Genomic DNA, 22,418 nt, shown 5'->3' with positions numbered 1-22,418 from the left:
AGGAGAGAAAGATGTGGATAGAAGTATTTTTAAAGAGCTTCCATTACCGTGTGCATTTTTAGATGAAGTGGCTTTAGAGAGAAATATTCAATCTATTATTAAGTTAAGTGGTCATAAAAAGATTCGTATAGCGAGTAAATCATTACGTTCTGTTTCAATTATGAAAAAGATTTTAGCTACAAATGATTGTTTTCAAGGTATTATGTGCTTTTCACCTAGAGAAGCTTTATTTTTAATTGAACAAGGATTTAATGATTTATTGCTAGGGTATCCTGCTTATAATGAAAGGGCTTTATATGAAATTAGTCTACTTACAAAGCAAGGTTTTATTATTACTTGTATGGTGGATTGCGAAGAACATATTGTTTATTTAGAAAAAATTGCTGAGAAGTCTAGTGGGTGTTTTCGAGTTTGTTTAGATATTGATATGAGTAGTCGTTTTTTTCGATTTCATTTTGGTGTAAGAAGATCTCCGGTAAAAGAAGTCCAGAATGCTTTAAAAATAGTAGAAAAGGTGAAGGCATCACCATATTTAATCTTAGATGGTGTAATGGGCTATGAAGCTCAAATCGCTGGGGTTGGAGATGATATGCCAAAACAATGGCTTCAAAATAAACTTATTTCGTATTTAAAGAGGAAATCAGTACTAGAAATTAATAAAAGAAGAGGAAATATCGTAAAAGAAATACAAAATCTTGGTGTTGAACTAAGGTTTGTAAATGGAGGAGGAACCGGAAGTATAAAATCAACCGAGCAAGATAACTCAGTTACGGAGATTACTGTAGGCTCTGCTTTTTATTCGCCCAAACTGTTTGATTATTATAAAGAAGTAAAATTTCAGCCAGCTGTTGGATTTGCTTTACAAGTTGTACGTAAACCTGACCGGTATATTTATACTTGCCTAGGTGGAGGGTATATTGCTTCAGGTGCAGTTGGTAAGGATAAAGAGCCTGAGGTTTGGAAACCAGATGGTGCAAAGTTATTAGCGTTAGAAGGCGCTGGCGAAGTGCAAACGCCGGTTTATTACAACGGTGAGGAACAATTGTATATAGGAGATACTATATTGCTTCGTCATAGTAAGGCTGGGGAATTATGTGAGCGCTTTCCTGTTTTGTATCGTATTAAACAAGGGGAAATTGTTGGAGAGTATTCAACATATCGGGGGGATAACCAATGCTTTCTGTAAAGGGACAAAAATGGAAAAATTGGACAGGTAATATAGAAGGAACTCCGCAGTATACGATGTATCCTGAAAGTATACAAGATGTAGTAGAAGTGGTGAGACTTGCACAAGAAAAGGGGAAGAAAATCCGGGTTGTTGGTTCAGGACATTCTTTTACACCCCTCGTTCAAACAGAAGAAATTTTAATTTCTTTAGATGAATTGAGTGGGATTACGAATGTGGATTCAGAGAAGATGACAGTAGAAGTGTGGGCGGGAACAAAACTACATGATTTAGGAAAATTACTTGAGGAGAAAGGTTATGGGCAAGAGAACTTAGGGGACATTGATTCGCAATCTATTGCAGGGGCAATTAGTACAGGAACTCATGGGACCGGTGCTACATTTGGAAGTTTATCAACACAAGTGATAGAAATTACAGCAGTTTTGTCTACAGGTGAGAGTATTGTTTGCTCTGAAGGAGAGAACTACGAATATTGGAAAGCGTTCCAGTTATCACTTGGAATGCTCGGTATCATTGTGAAGGTTAAACTGAAAGTTATTCCAGCGTACTCACTTGTTTACAAAAGTGAAAAACAGTCTTTTTCTGTAGTAATGGATAAACTGGAAGAATATAAACGAAATCGTCATTTTGAATTTTTCGTTTTTCCTTATTCAGATGAAGTTCAAGTGAAACTTACAAATGAAACAACGAGTAAAGGAACTGATTTGAAGTGGCATAAACTCAAGGTGGAACTACTTGAGAATAGGATCTTTTCTTTACTATCTAAAGGGTGTAAGTGGTTTCCTTCTATTAGTAAAGGAGTAAGTCAATTATCAGCCAAGGCTGTACCTAATACAAAAATAATTGGACCAAGCTATGAAGTGTTTGCTACATCGCGTACAGTTCCTTTTTATGAAATGGAGTATAGTGTCCCTTCAAAGTATATGAGGGCCGCTGTCGAAGAGATTTCAAATCTTATTGAAAAGAAAAAGTATAAAGTGCATTTCCCAATTGAATGTCGCTATGTGCATGGTGATGATATATGGCTCAGTCCAGCGTACGGAAGAGATTCAGCATATATTGCTGTTCATATGTATAAAGGTATGAAGTATGCCGCTTATTTTGGTGAGGTGGAGCAAATCTTTCGAAAGTATGAAGGGCGCCCACATTGGGGGAAAATGCATACATTAACGTATGAACAATTACAGTATATATATCCAGAATTTCATTCGTTTTTAAAGGTGAGGAAGTCACTAGACGAAACGGGAATGTTTTTTAATCCTTATGCAGAAAAGTTATTCACGATTATGAAAAAAGCTGACAAATAATTATTTGTCAGCTTTTTTAAGTGTAATTGCATTTCTTGTATGACTTATACGCTCGTAAAATAGTAATTTATCACGGCTAAATACATGCAATAAAACATGAATAATAAATAGACCGTTAATTACGAATAGGAATAGTAATATAACCATTAATATTAAAGGTTCTGTGCGGTTTAAAATAGAACTGCTAGAAAGAATATAATTGATTCCTCCTAAAACAAAGTAGAATATACCGTAACGAATGAATAGTTCTTTCATTGTAATACGCTCCGTTTTTCCTTTAATGTAAATACGAAGCAAAGCCTTTCCAATCGTTTTTCCGTTCGTAAAGTATGGAATGATAATAAAGTAAATAAAGATCGAACATGTAATGAAAATAAGTTCGTATATATTTGTGTAAGATTGAATACTAGAAATAAAGAGAGAGTTTCCTTTGTTTTTAATGACAGGTACAACGATAGATAAGAAAATCCAATCAATTTGCATAGCGATGAGACGACGAATGAATCCGACTGGTTTCGTTTCCAAATTAATATAACTATCTAATTCGCTTGCTTTAGGAAGGAAGTAAGTAAATATTGGTGCAATAATAAAACCAATTAATCCTCCTAATGTGTTTAAAAACAGGTCGTCGATATCGAATAAGCGATATGCACAATTATATATACCGTATAATCCAGTTACTTGTGTTATTTCAAAAAATAGTGAAAGACAAAAAGAGATGCAAATTGTCTGTAGGAAACTACGTCGGAAATAATAACGTAAGTAAATACCGAATGGAACGGTTAGTAGAACATTAAAAGCTACTTGTAAGAATGCAGATTCTTTTAATAAATAGAAATAAGTAGTTGGTTGCGTTAAAATTGCCGATGTATGATTACGAATCTCTTGTACGAAATAAAATGGTGAGAGCTGCATATGTTGTGTATTGGCCGGTTGTAGGCTACAAGTATCATACGTTTGTGGTAATGGCAGAATAACAAGAAAATAGGCATTTAATAAATAGAGTAATAAAGAGTATAAAATAAATGAGCGCCATTTATTTAAGTAACCGTATTTTCGATAATTAAATATTAAAAAAGGGATTAAGAGAAACATTGCTAAAATAGGAAATAAAATAAATGCTGTTTTGATTGGGAATAAATATGTCGTCAAAATGAAACTCCTTTCAATTAAAATCCGTCTATCATTATAGCTCTAAAAGGGGTTTGTAACAAAGTTAAAATAGTTTGAAATAGAAAAAATTACAAATTATACTTATATTAAGTTATAATAAATTTAATATAAGTATATTATGATAATATAAGTTGAGAGAGGGTACATGATATGCAATATGAGCTTTTTTCTATAAGTGGGGATCATATTACGACTTTTGAAAGCGCATGGCGTTTTCAGGAGGGGGAACAGATTTTTGTCCATGATGATAATACAAAACGAAACTTTATTATTATTCGCTTAACACATGATTTATTTCAAAAAAATACACATGTTATTCGCTTGTATTGTCAGGAAAAGAAAGTTTATGCATAAGGAGAAACCTCTTACTGTATGAGGGCAGTAAGAGGTTTTCTATTTCATATAGGAAGCATTGGATTTTGAAGAAAGGATATAATTTTGCACTTGGTGCTTCCACGTTTCACCGCTCTTTCTTTGAGGCAGCCACTCATGATAATCTTGTTGTGTTTTCCATAACATACGAACCATATATTCAGCGCCAGCATCTGTACGATGCACGTGCGAAAATTCTATGTTAATAAAACCTTGTGTGCCAGACGATGGATAATGCTGTCTAAGCGAATGAAATATTTCATTTTCATAGCCATATTTAATATGAATAAGTTTAGTAACAATAAACATACGAACACCTCTTTTTCGATAATAATAAAAAACAAGAGAGAGCTTTAATTTTCTTTATACATGTAAGGGAAAGTAGTGAGGGTAATTAAAATTATACTATTCAGAAAATTCAAAGTAAATAATGAAACTTATTTTAATTTGAAATATAAAAAAAGCAAGTCATCCTATTTTAATAGAATGACTTGCTTTAAAGAGTGTAAGTTTTACTTTATAAGAAAATGATAGTGAGTACACCTACGATAATACAGTAGAAAGAGAAATATTTTAAATTGCCTTTTGCCATAATGTTCATAAACCATTTTAATGAAATATATGTCATGATAAATGTCGCGATGAACGCAACAAGATAAGGTACAAATAATGTATCTAAATTTGGATCTTTTGCAATATCTGTAATACTTAGCAATAAACCACCTAAGCTGACAGGAATATATAGTAAGAATGAGAAGCGAAGAGCGGTTTCTTGCTTCATACCAAGTAACATTGCTGCTACGATTGTAGCACCAGATCGGCTTATGCCAGGAATTAGTGCGCAAGCTTGTGCTAGACCGACAATGATTGCATCTTTCATAGAAAGATCGCCATCATTTTTACGTCCACGCAAGTTTCTAATAATCCAAAGGCCGATAGCAGTAATGAGGAGAGAAATCCCAACCATTTTAACACCTTTTAAGTACTGATCGATATAATCTTTGAATAAAACTCCAATTACACCTGCTGGAATGGTTGCAATAATAAGGTAAATAATAAAGAAGAAATCTGATTTTGCATCTTCTGCTCTTGTAAATATATAAGATAGACCATTTTTTGTTAGACGAACTAAGTCATTTCTATAAATAAGTAATACAGCTAATAATGAAGCTGAATTAACAAGTAGCTCGAAGCTAAACCCTTCTATTTCTAGTCCTAGCAAATGTTGTGCTAAAACGAGGTGACCGCTTGAAGAAATCGGAATTGGTTCTGTTAGTCCTTGGAACAGGCCAAGAATTAAATATTTTAAAATGTAATAAAATTGTTCCATAACATCCTCCTTGTTTATTAGTCGAAAGAAACAATTGTTTTATTATAACAAAAGAGAGGACGAATATTGAGAAGAAAATAATATTCAAAATATAATAAAAATCCCCTATTACGTTATAGGAGATTTTTAACACTACTGAGAAACTACTATTTCTTGAATACTTTTCGATAATTGGACATCGACTTTTTCCGCATCATGAATGTGGTTCATAATAGTAGTATTTAACTTTTGGAACATTTGCTGTGTATTTGTAAATTCTCGTAATATATCATCATTACAAGATTTTTGGTTCTCGATAGCTTTAATAACATTTGTAGCGCCACTTTGTAATGTTTGAATCATCATTAAAATATTTTCAATTCTAGCGTTAGTATCGGCGCTCATTTCCACACCTTCATCAACTAAATGTAAATTATCTTTTGTATTTTCGTACGCTTTTTCAATTTCTTCTTGAATTTTTTTCGTTAAGTTGCCAATATTTTTTGTACTCTCTGCTGTGCTTTCTGCTAGTTTTCTTACTTCATTGGCAACAACAGCGAATCCTTTCCCATGCTCTCCAGCACGTGCAGCTTCAATACTTGCATTTAACGCTAATAAATTTGTTTGTGCTGCAATGTTTTGAATTACTTCTACTATTTGTTCAATTTCTTTAGAGCGTTCGCTTAAATGATTCATACTATTAGAAGTGCGTTGAGATTGTTCACCTAATTTATTAATTACAATGAGTAAGCGATGAACGGATTCTTTTCCCTCATTAGAGCAATCAATAATTTCTTCAATAGATTGAATTAAGCTTTGTTCTTTTTGTAGCATTTCGTTATTTAATTCATTGGAATGTGTAGTACGAGCCGAAACATTCTCAAAGCATGCATTTAATTGCTGAATTAAGTTTTGGAGTGTATGGTGTTGGTTATTTACAAGTTCATGCTCTTGCATAACGCTTTGTACACGATTATGGATAGAAGATATAATTTCTTGTTTTTCCACATCTTTTTGTTTTAATTCTGTTTCTAGTTCATGTATACGAGTTTCTAGTTGATCGATTTTATGTTGGAGTGATTTCTTTTGAGTAAACATTTTATTTCATTCAACCGCCTTTAAGATTTTTAATTTCTTTATATTTGGATTTTAGCATTTTTTATAATCTTTAAATATAGGAATTGTTAAATATTTAAGAATCTATTACATTTTATTCGTAATTCCCTTTTTTTGTCATGAAAAATAAACTGTATTTAATGGTTTTGTAAACAAACTGTAAAATAAATCATGTATAACTGTATAAGAAGGGAGTCGGATTATGAACTATTTTAAGCGAATCAGTAGTCTAGTATTAGCAGGAATTATCGGTCTTTCTAGTACAGTCGCTGTAAAAGCAGAGTCAAACGACGAAAAACTTAACAATATGCAACAGCAATTGCAACAAAACAATGCAGATATGCAGAAGAAAGAGCAAGAGAAGCAAGCTGTTAGTAAAGAAATTCAAGGTATCGAAAATGAACTACATAATTTAAATAATACAATTGCAAAAAATAAAGAGGATCAAGCTGCTATTCAACGTAAAATCGATGAAACACATAAGCAGATTGAACAAAAAAAGGCAGATATTGTCGTTTTAGAAGATAAAGTCCTTGCTCGTAAGGATATTATGAAAAAACGTATGGTTTCTGTTCAAAATAGCTCAAATACGAGTTTAGTAGTAGAAGTTGTTGTGGAATCAAAAAACTTTGCTGATTTCATACAACGTATGAATGCAGTATCTACAATTTTAGATGCAGATAAAGAAATTTTACGTCTACAAGAACAAGATCTTCGTCAAATTGAGGAAGATAAAAAAGCAATCGACGAAAAAGAAGCATCTTTAGTAGTAGATAAGCAAAAATTAGCAAAAGCACAAGCTGATTTGCAAGATAACTTGAAAAAGCGTCAAGATAACTTACAAACAGTTCAAGCTAAATATAATGAGATTGCAAACCAAATTAATTTAGCAGCAGAAGAAAAAGCAAAAGTTGAAGCAAATATGAAAGCAGTACAAGAAACAATTGCTCGTGAACAAGAAGCAGCAAGAATTGCAGCAGAAGAGCGTGCAAAAGCTGAAGCAGCTGCAAAGGCTGAGCAAGAAGAGTTAGCAAAAGCGAAGGCAGCAGCTAAGCAAAAAGAGGAACAGACAGCTAAGCCGGCAGAGCCTGTAGCAAAAAATACAGCACCAGAATCTAAGCCAGACACTAAACCAGCTCAAGGTGGAAAAGAATTTTATGTAACAGCAACTGCGTATACAGCTGATCCATCTGAAAATGGCTATAAATCGGGTGAAACTGTAAAATCTAAGTTAGGACATGATTTAACTGCAAATCCAAACATGAAATTAATTGCTGTAGATCCAGCTGTTATACCGTTAGGTTCTACTGTATATGTAGAAGGATATGGAACAGCGATTGCTGGAGATACTGGTAGTGCGATTAAAGGTCATATTATCGATTTATTAATGCCAGATTCAGCAACAGCTAATAATTGGGGCAGAAGAACAGTTAAAGTTACAATTTTAAATTAAACCAAAATCCAACTTTACAACAAGTAAAGTTGGATTTTTTTGTGAAAATAATGTTAAGTTGAGTTTACATTTTGTTAAGGATAGCATACAATAATGGTGAGAGGTGGTAAATTTGACCATTTTAAATAGAGTGAAGGAATTAAGAGCTCGCTTTAATTTTACGCAAAGTGTATTAGCAGAAAAAGTTGGAGTGACAAGACAGACAATTGCAGCAATTGAAAAAGGGGATTACGTTCCTTCGTTGCTATTAGCCTTGACGATTTGTGATGTGTTCCAGTTAAAGATGGAAGATGTGTTTGTTTTAAATAAGGAGGGGGAAGAGGATGAATAGAATTGGTTTTTCTTATATCGTAAACGTACTTTATACTGCATTAGCATGCTGGACATTTGTTGAATTTTATAGTGTTACTACAGAGCTAGCAGATATAATAAAAAACGAGAAGTTCCCATTTGAAGTATGGTTTAATGGAGTACCATTCGTTTTATTATTTATTGGAGCTATTATAGTTACTATTTTTTATAGAATTCAAAAGAAAAAATATAAGAATTTATCTTTTTGGATGTATCCATTACTATTTCCACTAGAAGATGAACGTGAAAAAGCGATTACGGAGAAAGCTTGTCGAACAACTTTTGTTTCGTTATGGTATGTGTTACCTTGTGCAGTTGGATTTTTAACTCTTTCGCCTATTATTAATGAATATCTTCCTGAATACCCACTGTATATTATATTTTCTATTTTCTTTATTCAAATGACAGTCTTCCACGTATCACTATACAGAAATAAATTAGCTTAAAAAAAAGCCTTCTTGCATCAGCAAGAAGGTTTCTTTTAGCTTATACTTGTACATATGGCAATATTATTTTATCATTTTATATAGAGTAAGATTTTGTAAGGGAAAGGAATTGTATATGAACAAGCAAAGAATTTATAGTATAGTAGCAATCCTTCTATTTGTTGTAGGTGGTGTTTTAATCGGAAAGCCATTTTATGATGGATATAAGGCAGAGAAGAAACAGACAGCGAATGTACAAGCTGTTCAAAAGATGGCATATGAAAAGCATGAAACGGAATTTGTAGATGCTTCAAAAATTAATCAACCAGACTTGGCAGAAGTAGCGAACGCATCGTTAGATAAAAAACAAGTAATCGGTCGAATCTCTATTCCGAGCCTTTCGCTAGAGCTTCCTGTTTTAAAATCATCTACTGAGAAAAATTTACTGTCAGGTGCGGCAACTGTAAAAGAGAATCAAGTGATGGGAAAAGGAAACTATGCATTAGCAGGACATAATATGTCAAAAAAGGGTGTTTTATTTAGTGATGTATCAACTTTAAAGAAGAATGATAAAATTTATTTATATGACAATGAAAATGAGTATGAGTATGCTGTTACAGGTGTATCTGAAGTAACTCCTGATAAGTGGGAAGTTGTAGAGGATCATGGGAAAGATGAGATAACGCTTATTACATGTGTATCTGTTAAGGATAATTCTAAGCGTTTTGTTGTTACAGGCGATTTGGTCGGAACAAAGGCGAAGAAATAAAAAAGATGAGGGGAAATCCCTCATCTTTTTTTAATCCATCCATTTTACTAATTTTTTAGAAATTGATAATAAAACACACCCTAAAACAATCGCCACAGCACCAATAACTGTGAATACTTCAGCATATCCAAGTGAAGTTGTAAAGCTTGCAAGCTGTCCGCCTAAAATGTTGGCGATACCTGAACTCGCTAGCCATACGCCCATTAGTAAAGAAGCAAGTTTTACTGGAGCGAGAGCACTAACCATCGATAGCCCGACAGGTGATAAGAATAGCTCACCTAACGTATGGAAAAGATACGTAAAGACGATAAATAGTAAGTTTGCTTTTTCTGTGATGTTATGTTCATCACTGCCTGTTTTTAATGTAGCGATAACGAGAATGATATAACCGATACCGAGTAAGATCATACCAAGTCCCATTTTGGTTGGGATTTTTAAGTCACCACTTTTTCTAGTTGCAAGTTTTGCCCATAATGCTGAAATGGCTGGTGCAAGTAAAATAATAAATAATGGATTGACCGATTGGAACCAAGACGTTGGTACTTCCCATCCGAATATGGAGCGGTCAACGAACTTATTTGTATATAATGTTAACGAACTACCAGCTTGTTCAAAACCAGCCCAGAAGAAGACAACGAAGCACGTTAAAATGACGATAACTGCTGTATGTTGTTTTTCTTTTTTTGTTAATGGTGTATTTCCTACTGTTGGTTGCCCATCTGTTGTTTGTAAATCGCGAGTTGGTTTTTTACCGATATCACCAAGGAAGCGATTAGATAGTGTTGTAAATAAGATTTGTCCAATAATCATTCCGATTGAAGCTGCTAAGAAACCGTAACGGAATCCGTAATGAACAACACCATCAACTGTTGTTTTGAATAAATTTTCTGACAAAAACCCACAAACGAGTGGAGCTAAAAACGAACCGACGTTAATACCCATATAGAAAATTGTAAATGCACTATCACGTTTTGGATCGTGCTCTTCGTATAATTCTCCAACAAGTGTAGAGATATTAGGTTTGAAGAATCCATTACCGATAATAATAAGCGCTAATCCGAGGTATAGGCCGACTTGGTTTTGCAGGGCAAATAGTGTAAGGTTACCGATTGCCATTGTTATACCACCAATTGTGATGGCTTTTCGTCTACCTAGAAAACGGTCTGTTAAGTATCCACCGATTAATGGAGTGAAATAACAAGCTCCAGTATAAAATCCGTAAATAGAGAGTGCCCACGCTGGACTAAACCCAAGACCACCACTTACTAAAGCTGTTGTTAAATATAATGTTAATAATCCTCGTAATCCATAGTAACTAAATCTTTCCCACATTTCTGTAAAGAAGAGTAAGTATAAACCGGGAGGATGTTTCTTTTTTCTTTGTTGTTCTTTTTCTAGTTGTATCGCTGATTCCATGTTATTTTCCTCCTGACACAAACAAAAACAAAGTTAATAGTTTTATTTGTTTAATATTTTACTTTATTAACTATTGAAAGTCAATTAAGGTTGATTTTTTAGAATAAATTGGAAAAGGGAAGTAGCTATAGAATGGGTGTTTCTTTTGTGGTAGACTATGGACTATGTTTTCTTTGTAAGGAAGCGGATTATCGCGTTTTTCTTATGTGTGAAATTGATTCCGTTTGAGATGAAATTGAAGAAGGAGAAAGAAATGAAATTGTTACAGAAAAAAGAAATTTTACTTATTAGTCTTATGTTATTCTCTATGTTCTTTGGAGCGGGTAATCTTATATTTCCGCCTTTCCTTGGATACGAAGCGGGAGAACATGTGTGGATTGCATTGTTAGGTTTTATTATATCAGCAACAGGTCTCCCAATATTAGGTGTTATTGCTATTGCGAAAGCAGGAAGCTTTCAAACGTTAGCAGGTAGAGTTCATTCCTCATTTGCAATTATTTTTCCATGTATTGTGTATTTATTTATTGGACCTGGGCTTGGTATACCACGTGCAGGAAGTTTAGCTTTTGAAATGGGACCAGGTCAGTTGTTCCCAGAAATGGGTAGCGTAGCTTTATTATTTTACACGGTTATTTTCTTTAGTATTGTTTACTGGTTAAGTTTATCACCATCTAAATTAATGGGCTTGTTTGGAAAGGTGTTAACGCCTTTATTATTATGTATGATTGCCCTTATATTTATAAAGAGTATGTTTACGCCGGTAGGTAGTGTGAAAGAGCCCGCTGGAAATTATGGACAAGCTCCTATGTTCCAAGGATTTTTAGATGGATATTTAACGATGGATGCGTTAGCGGCTTTAATCTTTGGGATTGTTATTGCAAATGCTTTGCGTGCAAAAGGTGTAGAAGATGATAAAGGTATAGCGAAATACATGAGTATTGCTGGTATTGGAGCAGGCCTTTTATTATCTATTATTTATGTCATTCTTGGATATGTTGGTTCAATAAGTGGTTCATTAGGTACATTTGATAACGGTGCGAAAGTGTTGGCACAAGTTATGACGACATTATTTGGACAGAGCGGGGTAGTTTTATTAGGTCTTATTTTTACTGTCGCTTGTCTTTCTGTTTCAATTGGACTTGTTACGTCTTGTAGTCAGTTTTTCGCTAGTGTATTTCCGAAAGTATCTTATAAAGTTTGGGCATTTATATTAAGTTTTGTTAGTATGGTTTTAGCTAATTTAGGATTAACACAAATTTTAAAAGTATCGGTACCGATTCTTGGATTCATATATCCGATCGCATTAACGCTCATTATTTTAGGGTTGTTTCATAAATATATGGGGAAGTATGTCTACGTATATTCGGTAACAATTGGGATTGTAGCGTTATTTAGTGCAATGGATATTTTAAATAAAAGTGTATTGATGAATAAGTGGACACCGTTACTAGAAAATCTTCCGTTTTATACAGAAGGTGTAGGTTGGATTATTCCAGCGTTTGTAGGTGTTTGCCTCGGTATAATCGTTAGTATTGCTATAAATAAGAATAAAGTGAAACTTTAATCAGTGGGGGTTTTGTCCATCCCCCACTGATTATTATCTCTCACCAATCGGGATAAATAAGTGACAAGGTGTTTTCCTATTTCGGAAAACACCTTTCTTTTTTGGAAAAAATAGTATTGAAAATGAATAGACTAGGAGTATGATAAAGATAATTGGAAATATATAGGTTTGAAATGAATGATGAGGTGGGAGTGTATGAAGGAGGATTTAAATAAGAAAATAGAAGCACTTGAAATAGCAATTGAAACAATGCAAGAGACACTTTCTGAATTGAAAGCGCAGCAAAGAAAAATAGAAGTAGATAAAGTTCAACAAAATGTTAGTGAGGAAAAGCCAGAATATATTGAAACGGTAACGGATGAAAAGCTACAAGAGGATGCAGTTACGATAAGGGAGCCAGTACAAGAACTTGAGGTAAAACAAGTAGATATATCTGCATTTAAACCAGAACCATTTAATATTATAAAGTTTTGCCAAACATGGTTACCACGCATATTTGTCGGTATTATGTTACTTGGGGTTATTTGGTTGTTTAAATCGGGAGTAGATGCTGGGTTGTTAACACCAGCGATACGGATTGTGTTTGGTATAGCACTATCTATCGGTTTGTATTATGTAGGAGATATACAAATTAAAAGAGAGCGGCAAGCATTAGGGTTAGTATTAGCTGGTGGAAGTATTACAGGTATTGTTTTAACGACGTTTGCAGCACATTATTTATATGAATTTATTCCCGCAAGTATTGCGTTTATCTGCAACATTATATGGGTCATTTTAGGGATTTATTTAGCGAAAAGATATAGATCGGAATACCTTGCTATTTTCGTAGCGGTAGGGGCATTTTTCGTTCCTTTCTTGTTAAATAGTACGACTCCTAATACGTATGTTTTCTTTAGCTATGAGACGATATTAACAATCAGTTTATTATGGTATGCATTGAGAAACCGTTATAAGTACTTATATATGATTTCTTATGTTGTTGCTGCAATTGTCCTATTTGTTTTCTTTGCTGTTATGTCAATATTAGTAGGGAATTTGCAAGTGCAGTTAACGGTTGTATACGGAATAATTCATTTACTATTATTTTGGCATACGTTTACGGAGAGAAGCTTTATACCAGAACCACGCTTGGCAATATTTAGTACTAACGCAGTTTTCTTTATATTAGCCATTTCAAAAATACCTGAATTTACAACGTGGGGGCTAGTTATTAGTGCATTTGTGCATACCGCTATGTTCGTACTTGAATATAGGAAGAATAGACATTCTGTATTTACAAATCTTTTATTTGGTTTTGCAATGGGATCATTTAGTTTAGCGATTTTATACGAGTACAGTTTAGTGAATGCAGCAATCGTATTATTATTACAAGGTTTCCTAGGTGTGGCCACTTCTATTAAAGTAAAGCAGAACATGAAATTGTATATAAGTGCAACAATTTATGCAATCGGAATGATACAGACAATCTTTAGTTCATTTGATCATTTCATTTCAGCAGGTTTTGTAGCTCATATTATTTTAATAGGGACATTTTATTACGGCATGATAAAGGCGAAACATATGTTAGCGAGTTTTGGCAAATATGTGTATTCTATAGCGCTCTATTGGCTAATGGTAATTGTATTTATTACAATTACTAGAATCGGTGAAGTTCTTTCTACAGATGGAAGTATAATTAGCGTATATGTATCATTATTATGGATGGTATATGCATTATTTGCAGTTTGGTTTGGCCGGAATAGACATATGAATGAAATATTATATGCTGGTTTAGTCGTATTAGTAGTAACAGTAGGGAAGTTGTTCCTTCTCGACTTACCAGAGGTGTCTATGATGATCAGAGCGGTGTTATTCTTAATCGTTGGTAGTATAGGTATCGTTATTTCAAGAATGTTTTTCTCAAAAGAAGAGAAGTGAAAAGAAGGCAATCCGTATACGGATTGCCTTTTCTTTTACTTCTTATTAATCGTTACAGTTTCATTATATTTCGCTGTTGTATTTTGACGTAGACGAAGTGTTGCTTGTCCAGTTGTATTTGAATCAAGTTGCACATTTACAATTTTTTCAGCAGAACCTAAGCTATTTGTTGTGAAAGAGAATGCACTGCTATATCCGAAAGTAGATGGCCAAGTGCCGTTTGTATTTTGAACTTTTGCCACTTGTGTCCCGCCAGAAGTGAATATACCTAAAGAATAATTATTATATGTTGTATTTGGTAATAAGTTATTTACTTGAATTTTTATTTGAAATAATTCAGTATTCGGTAGAATACTAGGATGCGTAATTACGTAATCACGCGCTGTCACTGCGCCGTTGTATCCGTATGAACCTGGTTTAAAAGTATTGGTATTAAACCATTGATAACCTTGATTTGGCGCGCTCCAAGGTTCTGGTTGTGGTTCTGTTGACAAACTTGGTTGTTCAAATGTTTGTAAAGCTGTAGGTGCATCAAGCTGTAAACCATTCACTTGATCTAAGCTTGTAAATGTTTCTTGCTTCGCTAACCAATTCACGATGTTTTCTAATAGAACAGCATCGTTTTCTTCTTTATACCCATCATAAGTTTTCTTGGATTGACCTGAATCTTCACGAACATATTTTGGCGATGCATCTTCAACAGGAGAAGAGTCACCAATAAAGGCTGCTTTTCCAAGACCAACTTTTGCAATGGCAGCATAAGGCCCCTCTGCAACACCACCGCCGTTGTAAACGCCGCTATCAACAGCGTTATTCCATTTTGATGGGTTTTCTGGAAGGTATACAAGCCCTTTTGCTAGTTTTGGATTTGTAATCGCAAGAGTAGAACCGGCATGCATTGCTACAGATGAAACTCCATTTGTAATTCCAAATGATTGCTCAGGAGAGACAATATTTTTAGCAGAAACATCACCCAGTGCATTGTAACGGAAGCGAATACCGAAATTGTCTGATAGCCAATCAGAGCTTTCTACTCCTTGCATAGCTAGTGAATTTGTTTCTTCACTAGACATTCCCTTTGCTGGATTATCCCATGCCCCGCGTCTATATCCATTAAATACTTCTGAAGAGTCCCAGCGGTTTTTATTACGATCTGCATTATAATGATCGGCAATGAAGAAAATACTGCCGCCATTTTTTACGTATTGTAACATTGCGTCTTGTTCAGATTTTTTATAAGGAATATTTGCTTCCGGGACGATAAACACATTGTAATTTTTTAAATCGTCGTATGTAATAGGTGTTGATTTACGAAGTTCCTTTACATGATATCCGTTTTGGGCAATACCGTTTCCGAAATCAGAAAATCCTCCGTCAATAACCCAGTCAGCTGTCCCAGCTGTTTGACCGTGAGTATTATCGAATAATACTTTTTTCCCATTGTTTTGATTTACAACTTTCGCTGCAATTTCAGGAGCAGGATCTACTGAGCTCTCGGCATAAGTAGATGGAATATACGAACTCCCTATACTAAGTGTAATTGCTGTTGCTAAAGAAAATGTAAGCCATTTTTTATTCTTCATAGAAGAATCCCCCTAATAAAAATATTTGCTTTAATAATGTAATCGATTTTTCTATAGAAATAAAGATAGAAAATATTAAATTTTGTAAAGATAACGTTAATTTAATTGAGAAATATTTATTCGAAAAATGAAAAATCTCTCCCTAATAAATAGGAAGAGAATTTAGACTTAACTAATTTTTGAATTAGATGATTCATCAATCTTATGAAAACCTTTCATATAATACACGATAGCTAAGCCGATAAGCCAAATTGGACCGACGATTAATGCGATTCGTGTATCTTCTGAATAGGCCATGATACCTAGTACAAGCACAAGGAAGCCGAGTGAGAAATATGAACTTAATGGGTATAGTGGCATTTTATACGTTAACTTTTGCTTGTTTTGCGCTGGTAATCCTTTACGGAATTTAATTTGAGCGACTAATATAATCCCCCAAGTCCAAATTGCACCGAAAGTTGAAATACTAGTTAACCAAGTAAATACTTTTGCAGGAACGAGATAGTTTAATATAACGCCAAGGAGCAACACGATTGCAGTTGCTACAATTCCTTGACTCGGAATACCGTTCTTATTTAAACGACCGAATCGTTCAGGTGCTTTCTTTTGTTGTGCTAATGTAAATAGCATACGGCCTGTACTAAACAAACCACCGTTACAAGATGAAAGGGCTGCTGTTAACACAACGAAGTTAATAATACCTGCTGCCTTTGCGATACCGATTTGTTGGAACGTTAAGACAAACGGACTTCCTTTCTCGCCAAGTTCGTTCCACGGGAAAATTGCCATCATAACGAATAGAGCTCCAACGTAGAACAGTAAAATTCTCCAAAATACGTTATCGATTGCTTTTGCGAGTGTCTTTTTTGGATTTTGAGCTTCACCAGCTGTGACACCGATAAGTTCGACTCCTAAATAAGCGAATAATACCATTTGTAAGGAAAGTAGTAATCCAGAGAATCCATTTGGGAACCAGCCGCCATGTGCCCAAAGATTTGAAATACCAGTTGCAACGCCACCATTTCCAAATCCGAATAGAATAATACCAGCGCCGACTACTATCATACAGATAATTGTGACAATTTTAATGAGAGCAAACCAAAACTCAAGTTCTCCAAATACTTTTACAGATAAGAAGTTGAAAGCACTCATTAATAAAAGAGCTAGTAATGCCCAAATCCAGCGCGGGATATCTGGGAACCAATACTGCATGTAAATTCCTGCAGCTGTAATTTCCGCCATACAAGTAACAACCCATAAAAACCAGTAATTCCAGCCTGTAATATACCCAGCTAGTGGGCTGATGTAATCATTTGCATATTTACTAAAAGAGCCAGCAACCGGTTGTTCAATTGCCATTTCTCCGAGTGCACGCATAATGAAAAAAATAACGAGCCCGGCGATCATATAGCCTAGTAAAATGGATGGGCCAGCTAGTTTAATAGCGGAAGCTGATCCTAAAAATAGTCCAACGCCAATAGCTGAACCGAGAGACATTAAAGTAATATGTCGTTCTTTTAAGCCACGGTTTAAAGATCCAGATTTGTTTGTTTGCTGCATAAGAAGAATCCCCCCTGTAGAGTGAACAATAATTGAATGTGTTTGCTAAATATTTAACTATTTCAAATTATAAAACATTTCTATCTGTTATGCTACAAAAATAATCATAATACACTGTACTATATCTGTATTTGTCAGACTTAAACTTAAAATTCTAACTATTAGGGAATATATTGACTCTTCTTTTTATTGATTGTTAAGATTAAGTGTTACATTTTCTCACATACTAATAAGAAAAGAATGTGTGACAATAATTCAGGTGTAGGAAGGGTACATAAGTATGTTTCAATTACAAAAGTATAACACTTCTGTGAAGCAAGAAATTTTAGCTGGCATCACAACTTTTTTTACATTTGCGTATATTCTTGTCATCAATCCGAAAATATTATCGGATGCAGGTGTACCATTTGATCAAGCATTTACGGCAACTATTATTGCGACAGTTGTTGGGACGCTATGTATGGCGTTTTTAGCTAACTATCCAATTGTTATTGCTCCAGCTATGGGAATGAATGCATATTTTGCTTATTCTGTGGTTCAACAGGCAGAGGGGATTACATATGTCATTGCGTTTTCGGCAGTATTTGTAACAGGTATTATTTTTCTTTTATTATCTTTCACCTCGTTTAGGCAAAAGCTAATTGTCGCAATTCCTGACAGTTTAAAACATGCAATTGCAGGTGGAATCGGATTATTTATTGCTTTTATCGGATTGCGACTTTCAGGTATTATCGTTGACCATCCATCTAACTTAGTTACAATCGGAGACTTTCATTCACCGGCTGTTATCTTAACATTAGTTGGTTTAGTGTTAGCGGCGGTATTAATGGTATTACGCGTTAGTGGTGCATTGTTTATTAGTATGATTGTGACAGGGATTATTGCTTTCTTTACGGGGCAATTGAAGTTTGAGGATAAGATTGTGGCAATGCCACATTTACCAGAAGGAATTATTGTTTCAAACCCTATCAATGCATTTTCAGATGTAATTCAATACGGGTTATATGGAGTTATTTTTTCATTCTTACTTGTACTTTTATTTGATACAACAGGGGCTTTGCTTGGTTTAATTAAACAGGCAGGTTTAAATACAGATAACACTGAAAAGCGCTTTGGTAAGGCGTTCATTGCAGATGCAATTGGCGGGACGACAGGTTCCATCTTTGGGACAAGCCCTACAGCAGCGACAATTGAATCATCAGCCGGAATTGCGGCAGGTGGTAAAACTGGATTGACAGGTATTGTAGTCGTTTGTTTAACGATTATAACGGCATTCTTTAGCCCTGTTATTGCCTCTTTATCAAGTGTAGCAGCTATTACAGCTCCTTCATTAATTATAGTAGGTAGCTTAATGGCACAAAGCATTCGTGATATTAATTGGAATGAATTTGAAGATGCATTACCAGCATTTTTAATTTTCGTGGGTATTCCGTTAACATCTAGTATTGCGAATGGAATTGCAATCGGATTTTTAGTGTATCCAATCTTAAAAATCGTGAAGGGGAAAGGGATGGAAGTGCATCCGTTACTATACTTATTTACAATTTTATTTGGATGTCATTTATTCTTATAATATAGGGATAGGAAAGGGGGCTTCTTATGAGAGGCTCCTTTTTTGTGTATAATAAAGTGAAACTATAATAAGTGGGGGGTCATCCCCCACTTATTATTAGTTGAACCAATCGGGCGTTTACGGGCAGTTAATCTCCCACCTAATTTCTTTGCTCCAGCCGAATTTTGAGGTGAGAGTTTTACTGCCCGTTAATGCGGGATAAGGTAAAATTTAAATTTGTTTTGTAAATTATAAATTACTAAATGGAATATATATGTTTCAAAAAGGGTGAAGGAGGAACATGAATGGCTGTAAGTAAAATAAAAGTCGCGCGTGTTCAGTTAGATTTAACACAGCAACAATTAGCAGAAAAAGTAGGCGTTACAAGGCAAACGATTAGTTTAATTGAGAAGGGGAAGTATAATCCGTCTCTCGATTTATGTTTAAAAATTTGTTATGCGGTAAATAAAACATTGAATGATTTGTTTTGGGAGGAAGAGGAGTGATTCGATGAAAATTGTGAAAGATGAACGTGAAATATAAGAAAAGCTTTCTGCAATATGCAGGAAGCTTTTCTTATATTTCTTTATACATTACTTTATGTAGTCCAAGTGGATCAATCTCGAATATTTCACCATGCTCATGGAATCCTATTCGTTTGTAATAATCTGTTACAGTAATTCGGCCATTACACCATAGAATGTTTGCTTTACGTTCCCGGAGGACTTGTGTAGCCTTATGGATTAAGGAGCCGCCAGCATGCTGGTTTCGGAAGTTAGGTAATGTTGCCATTCCTCGTAGACGATAGTGGATACCAGTTTGTAAATCAGGATGTATTTCTTTAGAGAAGGAAGCGATACTAATCAGTTCATCGTTTACAAAGGCACCCAAGTGGAAGGTGTCTACTTCGTAGTCGGAAGAATATTTACAATCTGCTAATAGCTGATTAGGGCGCAAAATTTTTTGACGTAATACGTAAGTTTCAGATCCATCAATATTTTTCACGGTAATCATATTAACATCCTTTCTTATAAGCTTTTTTCTGTTAGCTGTATAAAGAAATAGGCAGGTGCAGCGAAAAGTCCGAGTATGCTAGCGGTTCCAAGAAGGAGTGAAAGCAAGAGACAAGTGTATTTGACTCCATTTGATTTTTTCCATCCGTAACTACAAATTTCAATGCTAATACCGATGAGAATAATGGCGACGAGTACTTCCGCTAATAATAAGAGAGCTAAAGTTGAAATAGACATAATGTGATTCATCCCCATAATATGTGATAGTAACATTTTACCATATGAAATTGGAAAAATGCCCCTCAATTATGTGAGGGGCATTTTTCTACTCTAGTATGTTTTTCATTGTATCAATATGTTCTTTTGAACCTGTTACAAGTAAAATGTCACCGTGTTGTAATTTCGTATCACCATGTGGTATTAATGCTTTATTACCACGGTAAATTTGAATGACAAGTACATCACCTAAAAACGGAAGGCGACGAAGTGCTAAGCCATTATATTTATTGCTACGTAGTTCAACCTCACGCACTGTTTCATTCGCTGTTGTAATTAAGCGGACGAGACTTGGTTTATCAATAAGTGCACGTAATAAAATACGTGTAGAGTTAATAGTTGAGAATACAGCGATATGTTCTTGCGTTGCTTTTTCTTGTAGAAGGGGATCTTCTACACTTGCGATGACGTGTTCAACACCTAATTCTTTTGCGTGTTCTGCAAATAATAAGTTTTGGTCATCATCACTTGTCGCAACAACAACACGGTCTGCATCAAATGCTGTTTGTTCAGTTAATGATTCGATTGTGATTTCATCTAGTTTCACGATAGGGAAGTCATGAGATTTTACTTCCTCATCATTTATTTTATTCTGGCGTATCATATATAGCGTTACGTCATAATCTTCGCGCTTCAAATCAAGTGATAACGGAAGGGTAATTCTGCTCGCGCCAATAATAGATACTTTCGGTTTTGGTGTTTCCACTTTTGGAAACATCTTTTTAAATAATATAGGTGCAAAAATACAAGTAATAACTGCACTTAAAATAAGGGATGCTGATAAACTTGGGCTAATGATACCTAGCTTTTCACCGATTTGTGCAGCCGCAATAACTAAAGAAAGTGTTGATGTTAACAAAATAGCACTTCCGAGTACGATATTGCGTGGGTACCATTTTCGTAAGACGAGTGATGGCAATAGTTTTGAAATAAAGAGTCCCACGATTAAAATTGGAATCATTAGCATACTAGAAGGCTCTTTAAAAATAGACCATACTTCTAAATTTACACCAACCATTACGAAGAAAATAGGGATGAAGAAACCATATCCGATGGAATCGAGTTTTTCAACCATATCGTCATTTGGTGATAATAAAGATACGAGTACACCTGCTAAGAAGGCTCCTAAAATATTTTCTGCCCCAACGGATTCAGATAATCCAACTAATATTAAGATGAGTGCAAAAACAGCTCGTGTATCAATTTGTACACTACCGGCTTTTAAGCTTTCTAGGTATGGAATATTTTTAAAGCGTCTTGCGATAAAGTAAATTATAATACCAGCGCCGAATAGAAGAAGTAGAAGCCACATACTTTGGCCACTTTCGGAATTTAATCCGACGAATACAGCGAGTAAAATCATTGTAACTAAGTCTGCAATAACAGCGACTAATAAAATGATTTGCCCGATTGCGGTTTTTCCTAAGTTATTTTCTTTTAATGTTGGTACGACAACACCTAAGGAAATAGTTGAGATAATTAAAGTCATGAACATTGCATTGTCTACGAATCCTAGCCATACGAATATTAACGATAGGGCATAAGATAAAATGAAAATAAATAAGAAGATAATGCTTGCTGCTTGGAATGTGTTCGGTTCGTTTGTCGTATTCTTTTTCCCTTTTTGTTTAAAGATAGAAAAGTCAATTTCTAAACCACTTAAAAACATTAGGAAGATAAAACCTAGTGTTGATAAGACTTGAAGCCACATATCTGGCTCAATGATGTTAAATCCACTTTTACCTACAAAGATTCCTGCGATAATTTCTGCGACAACGACAGGAAGTGCTTTTAATTTAAAGCGTTGTAACAAAAGGGGAACGAAAAACGCGATTGCAACGACAACCATAAGTGATAGAACAGAAGAATGATGTTCCATTGCGTTCTCTCCCTTCAAATAAATATAGTACCTATTTAGCCATATTATAGGTAGAAAATCAACGCATATGGGTTCGATTTCATAAAGAAAGAGTTTTCTTAACATTTGTCATAATAAGTATATTTTTCATGATTCTGTTGTTAATTCCGTAATGTGGATGCAATAGGGGAGATAATAAAAAAAGACTGCTGAGATTC

20 protein-coding genes and 1 pseudogene are annotated in these 22,418 nt (G+C 34.6%); 11 read left to right on the top strand and 10 right to left on the bottom strand.

The features are described 5' to 3' along the window. Nucleotides 1–13 precede the first annotated feature (13 nt). Both ACTFQM_RS21650 and ACTFQM_RS21645 read left to right on the top strand, forming a co-directional pair. A complete protein-coding gene (locus ACTFQM_RS21650) occupies nt 14–1,186 on the top strand; it encodes an amino acid deaminase/aldolase (RefSeq protein ID WP_440036213.1) in 1,173 nt (390 codons plus the stop codon). Beyond that, entirely contained in the window at nt 1,174–2,493 is a 1,320-nt protein-coding gene (locus ACTFQM_RS21645; RefSeq protein WP_440036212.1) for a D-arabinono-1,4-lactone oxidase, read from the top strand. The genes ACTFQM_RS21650 and ACTFQM_RS21645 overlap by 13 nt, the downstream gene beginning before the upstream one ends. On the opposite strand, the gene ACTFQM_RS21640 is transcribed toward ACTFQM_RS21645, so the two are convergent. Continuing rightward, nucleotides 2,494–3,645, bottom strand: coding sequence for a VanZ family protein (locus ACTFQM_RS21640; RefSeq protein WP_440036210.1), 1,152 nt, complete (start codon nt 3,643–3,645; stop codon nt 2,494–2,496). It abuts the gene before it with no gap. Between the two features lie 171 nt (nt 3,646–3,816). Here ACTFQM_RS21640 and ACTFQM_RS21635 point away from each other — a divergent pair, with 171 nt between their 5' ends. Further along, nucleotides 3,817–4,020 (top strand): hypothetical protein, encoded by a 204-nt coding sequence (locus ACTFQM_RS21635; RefSeq protein ID WP_002174894.1) that lies wholly within the window; start codon nt 3,817–3,819, stop codon nt 4,018–4,020. Between the two features lie 39 nt (nt 4,021–4,059). On the opposite strand, the gene ACTFQM_RS21630 is transcribed toward ACTFQM_RS21635, so the two are convergent. The 3 genes and pseudogenes from ACTFQM_RS21630 to ACTFQM_RS21620 form a co-directional block, all read right to left on the bottom strand. Next, a complete protein-coding gene (locus ACTFQM_RS21630) occupies nt 4,060–4,347 on the bottom strand; it encodes a hypothetical protein (protein WP_002174895.1) in 288 nt (95 codons plus the stop codon). A 208-nt stretch (nt 4,348–4,555) separates the two neighbouring features. Continuing rightward, entirely contained in the window at nt 4,556–5,368 is an 813-nt protein-coding gene (locus ACTFQM_RS21625; RefSeq protein WP_002174896.1) for an undecaprenyl-diphosphate phosphatase, read from the bottom strand. Between the two features lie 132 nt (nt 5,369–5,500). Continuing rightward, a pseudogene (locus ACTFQM_RS21620) lies at nt 5,501–6,019 on the bottom strand (methyl-accepting chemotaxis protein); the annotation flags it as partial. A gap of 646 nt (nt 6,020–6,665) precedes the next feature. Between ACTFQM_RS21620 and ACTFQM_RS21615 the strand changes: the two are divergent. The 4 genes from ACTFQM_RS21615 to ACTFQM_RS21600 all read left to right on the top strand — a co-directional run bounded on the left by ACTFQM_RS21615 (nt 6,666) and on the right by ACTFQM_RS21600 (nt 9,461). Then, nucleotides 6,666–7,916: a 3D domain-containing protein gene (locus tag ACTFQM_RS21615; RefSeq protein WP_098790090.1), complete on the top strand. Its 1,251-nt coding sequence runs from the start codon at nt 6,666–6,668 to the stop codon at nt 7,914–7,916. A gap of 112 nt (nt 7,917–8,028) precedes the next feature. Beyond that, nucleotides 8,029–8,247 (top strand): helix-turn-helix transcriptional regulator, encoded by a 219-nt coding sequence (locus ACTFQM_RS21610; protein WP_000154019.1) that lies wholly within the window; start codon nt 8,029–8,031, stop codon nt 8,245–8,247. Then, the gene (locus ACTFQM_RS21605; RefSeq protein ID WP_178941090.1) at nt 8,240–8,713 is read left to right on the top strand and encodes a DUF2178 domain-containing protein; all 474 of its coding nucleotides are present in this window, start codon (nt 8,240–8,242) and stop codon (nt 8,711–8,713) included. Before ACTFQM_RS21610 ends, ACTFQM_RS21605 begins: the two co-directional genes overlap by 8 nt. Nucleotides 8,714–8,828: 115 nt before the next feature. After that, nucleotides 8,829–9,461, top strand: a complete 633-nt coding sequence (locus ACTFQM_RS21600) for a class A sortase (RefSeq protein WP_440036209.1) — start codon at nt 8,829–8,831, stop codon at nt 9,459–9,461. Between the two features lie 30 nt (nt 9,462–9,491). Here ACTFQM_RS21600 and ACTFQM_RS21595 read toward each other — a convergent pair whose 3' ends face one another. Continuing rightward, a complete protein-coding gene (locus ACTFQM_RS21595; protein ID WP_002174901.1) occupies nt 9,492–10,877 on the bottom strand; it encodes a peptide MFS transporter in 1,386 nt (461 codons plus the stop codon). Between the two features lie 253 nt (nt 10,878–11,130). On the opposite strand from ACTFQM_RS21595, the gene brnQ1 reads away from it, so the two are divergent. Continuing rightward, the gene (gene brnQ1 / locus ACTFQM_RS21590; RefSeq protein ID WP_440036207.1) at nt 11,131–12,441 is read left to right on the top strand and encodes a branched-chain amino acid transport system II carrier protein BrnQ1; all 1,311 of its coding nucleotides are present in this window, start codon (nt 11,131–11,133) and stop codon (nt 12,439–12,441) included. Between the two features lie 195 nt (nt 12,442–12,636). Next, nucleotides 12,637–14,358, top strand: a complete 1,722-nt coding sequence (locus ACTFQM_RS21585; protein ID WP_440036206.1) for a DUF2339 domain-containing protein — start codon at nt 12,637–12,639, stop codon at nt 14,356–14,358. Between the two features lie 35 nt (nt 14,359–14,393). Here ACTFQM_RS21585 and ACTFQM_RS21580 read toward each other — a convergent pair whose 3' ends face one another. Both ACTFQM_RS21580 and ACTFQM_RS21575 read right to left on the bottom strand, forming a co-directional pair. Next, on the bottom strand, nt 14,394–15,941 hold the full coding sequence (locus ACTFQM_RS21580; RefSeq protein ID WP_440036205.1) for a DNA-binding protein: 1,548 nt from the start codon (nt 15,939–15,941) through the stop codon (nt 14,394–14,396). Between the two features lie 168 nt (nt 15,942–16,109). Beyond that, nucleotides 16,110–17,501 carry an amino acid permease gene (locus tag ACTFQM_RS21575; protein ID WP_440036204.1) on the bottom strand — a complete coding sequence of 464 codons (1,392 nt, stop codon included), beginning with the start codon at nt 17,499–17,501 and terminating at the stop codon, nt 16,110–16,112. 280 nt (nt 17,502–17,781) lie between these two features. Here ACTFQM_RS21575 and ACTFQM_RS21570 point away from each other — a divergent pair, with 280 nt between their 5' ends. Both ACTFQM_RS21570 and ACTFQM_RS21565 read left to right on the top strand, forming a co-directional pair. Then, complete coding sequence (locus tag ACTFQM_RS21570) at nt 17,782–19,074, top strand: NCS2 family permease (protein WP_002174906.1); 1,293 nt, start codon at nt 17,782–17,784, stop codon at nt 19,072–19,074. Between the two features lie 284 nt (nt 19,075–19,358). After that, nucleotides 19,359–19,559, top strand: a complete 201-nt coding sequence (locus ACTFQM_RS21565; RefSeq protein WP_000301185.1) for a helix-turn-helix transcriptional regulator — start codon at nt 19,359–19,361, stop codon at nt 19,557–19,559. 70 nt (nt 19,560–19,629) lie between these two features. Here the strand turns inward: ACTFQM_RS21565 and ACTFQM_RS21560 are convergent, their stop codons facing one another. From ACTFQM_RS21560 to ACTFQM_RS21550, 3 genes are read right to left on the bottom strand one after another with little or no spacing between them, the layout of a single operon-like run. After that, nucleotides 19,630–20,067 (bottom strand): GNAT family N-acetyltransferase, encoded by a 438-nt coding sequence (locus ACTFQM_RS21560; RefSeq protein ID WP_440036203.1) that lies wholly within the window; start codon nt 20,065–20,067, stop codon nt 19,630–19,632. A 14-nt stretch (nt 20,068–20,081) separates the two neighbouring features. After that, on the bottom strand, nt 20,082–20,339 hold the full coding sequence (locus ACTFQM_RS21555; protein ID WP_440036202.1) for a DUF4022 family protein: 258 nt from the start codon (nt 20,337–20,339) through the stop codon (nt 20,082–20,084). 52 nt (nt 20,340–20,391) lie between these two features. Continuing rightward, nucleotides 20,392–22,221, bottom strand: a complete 1,830-nt coding sequence (locus ACTFQM_RS21550) for a monovalent cation:proton antiporter family protein (protein ID WP_440036201.1) — start codon at nt 22,219–22,221, stop codon at nt 20,392–20,394. Nucleotides 22,222–22,418 lie beyond the last annotated feature (197 nt).

Source organism: Bacillus cereus group sp. MYBK30-2 (genome assembly GCF_051915945.1).
GTDB classification, from domain to species: domain Bacteria; phylum Bacillota; class Bacilli; order Bacillales; family Bacillaceae_G; genus Bacillus_A; species Bacillus_A paramycoides.
Note: the sequence above shows the minus strand (reverse complement) of the source record. Positions and strands in the feature narration are given on the sequence as shown.

Coding starts and splice junctions, on each gene's coding strand:
- ACTFQM_RS21645 (WP_440036212.1), top strand. CDS start 1,174: ATGCTTTCTGTAAAGGGACAAAAATGGAAAAATTGGACAGGTAATATA.
- ACTFQM_RS21635 (WP_002174894.1), top strand. CDS start 3,817: ATGCAATATGAGCTTTTTTCTATAAGTGGGGATCATATTACGACTTTT.
- ACTFQM_RS21630 (WP_002174895.1), bottom strand. CDS start 4,347: ATGTTTATTGTTACTAAACTTATTCATATTAAATATGGCTATGAAAAT.
- ACTFQM_RS21625 (WP_002174896.1), bottom strand. CDS start 5,368: ATGGAACAATTTTATTACATTTTAAAATATTTAATTCTTGGCCTGTTC.
- ACTFQM_RS21615 (WP_098790090.1), top strand. CDS start 6,666: ATGAACTATTTTAAGCGAATCAGTAGTCTAGTATTAGCAGGAATTATC.
- ACTFQM_RS21605 (WP_178941090.1), top strand. CDS start 8,240: ATGAATAGAATTGGTTTTTCTTATATCGTAAACGTACTTTATACTGCA.
- ACTFQM_RS21600 (WP_440036209.1), top strand. CDS start 8,829: ATGAACAAGCAAAGAATTTATAGTATAGTAGCAATCCTTCTATTTGTT.
- ACTFQM_RS21595 (WP_002174901.1), bottom strand. CDS start 10,877: ATGGAATCAGCGATACAACTAGAAAAAGAACAACAAAGAAAAAAGAAA.
- brnQ1 (WP_440036207.1), top strand. CDS start 11,131: ATGAAATTGTTACAGAAAAAAGAAATTTTACTTATTAGTCTTATGTTA.
- ACTFQM_RS21585 (WP_440036206.1), top strand. CDS start 12,637: ATGAAGGAGGATTTAAATAAGAAAATAGAAGCACTTGAAATAGCAATT.
- ACTFQM_RS21580 (WP_440036205.1), bottom strand. CDS start 15,941: ATGAAGAATAAAAAATGGCTTACATTTTCTTTAGCAACAGCAATTACA.
- ACTFQM_RS21575 (WP_440036204.1), bottom strand. CDS start 17,501: ATGCAGCAAACAAACAAATCTGGATCTTTAAACCGTGGCTTAAAAGAA.
- ACTFQM_RS21570 (WP_002174906.1), top strand. CDS start 17,782: ATGTTTCAATTACAAAAGTATAACACTTCTGTGAAGCAAGAAATTTTA.
- ACTFQM_RS21565 (WP_000301185.1), top strand. CDS start 19,359: ATGGCTGTAAGTAAAATAAAAGTCGCGCGTGTTCAGTTAGATTTAACA.
- ACTFQM_RS21560 (WP_440036203.1), bottom strand. CDS start 20,067: ATGATTACCGTGAAAAATATTGATGGATCTGAAACTTACGTATTACGT.
- ACTFQM_RS21555 (WP_440036202.1), bottom strand. CDS start 20,339: ATGTTACTATCACATATTATGGGGATGAATCACATTATGTCTATTTCA.
- ACTFQM_RS21550 (WP_440036201.1), bottom strand. CDS start 22,221: ATGGAACATCATTCTTCTGTTCTATCACTTATGGTTGTCGTTGCAATC.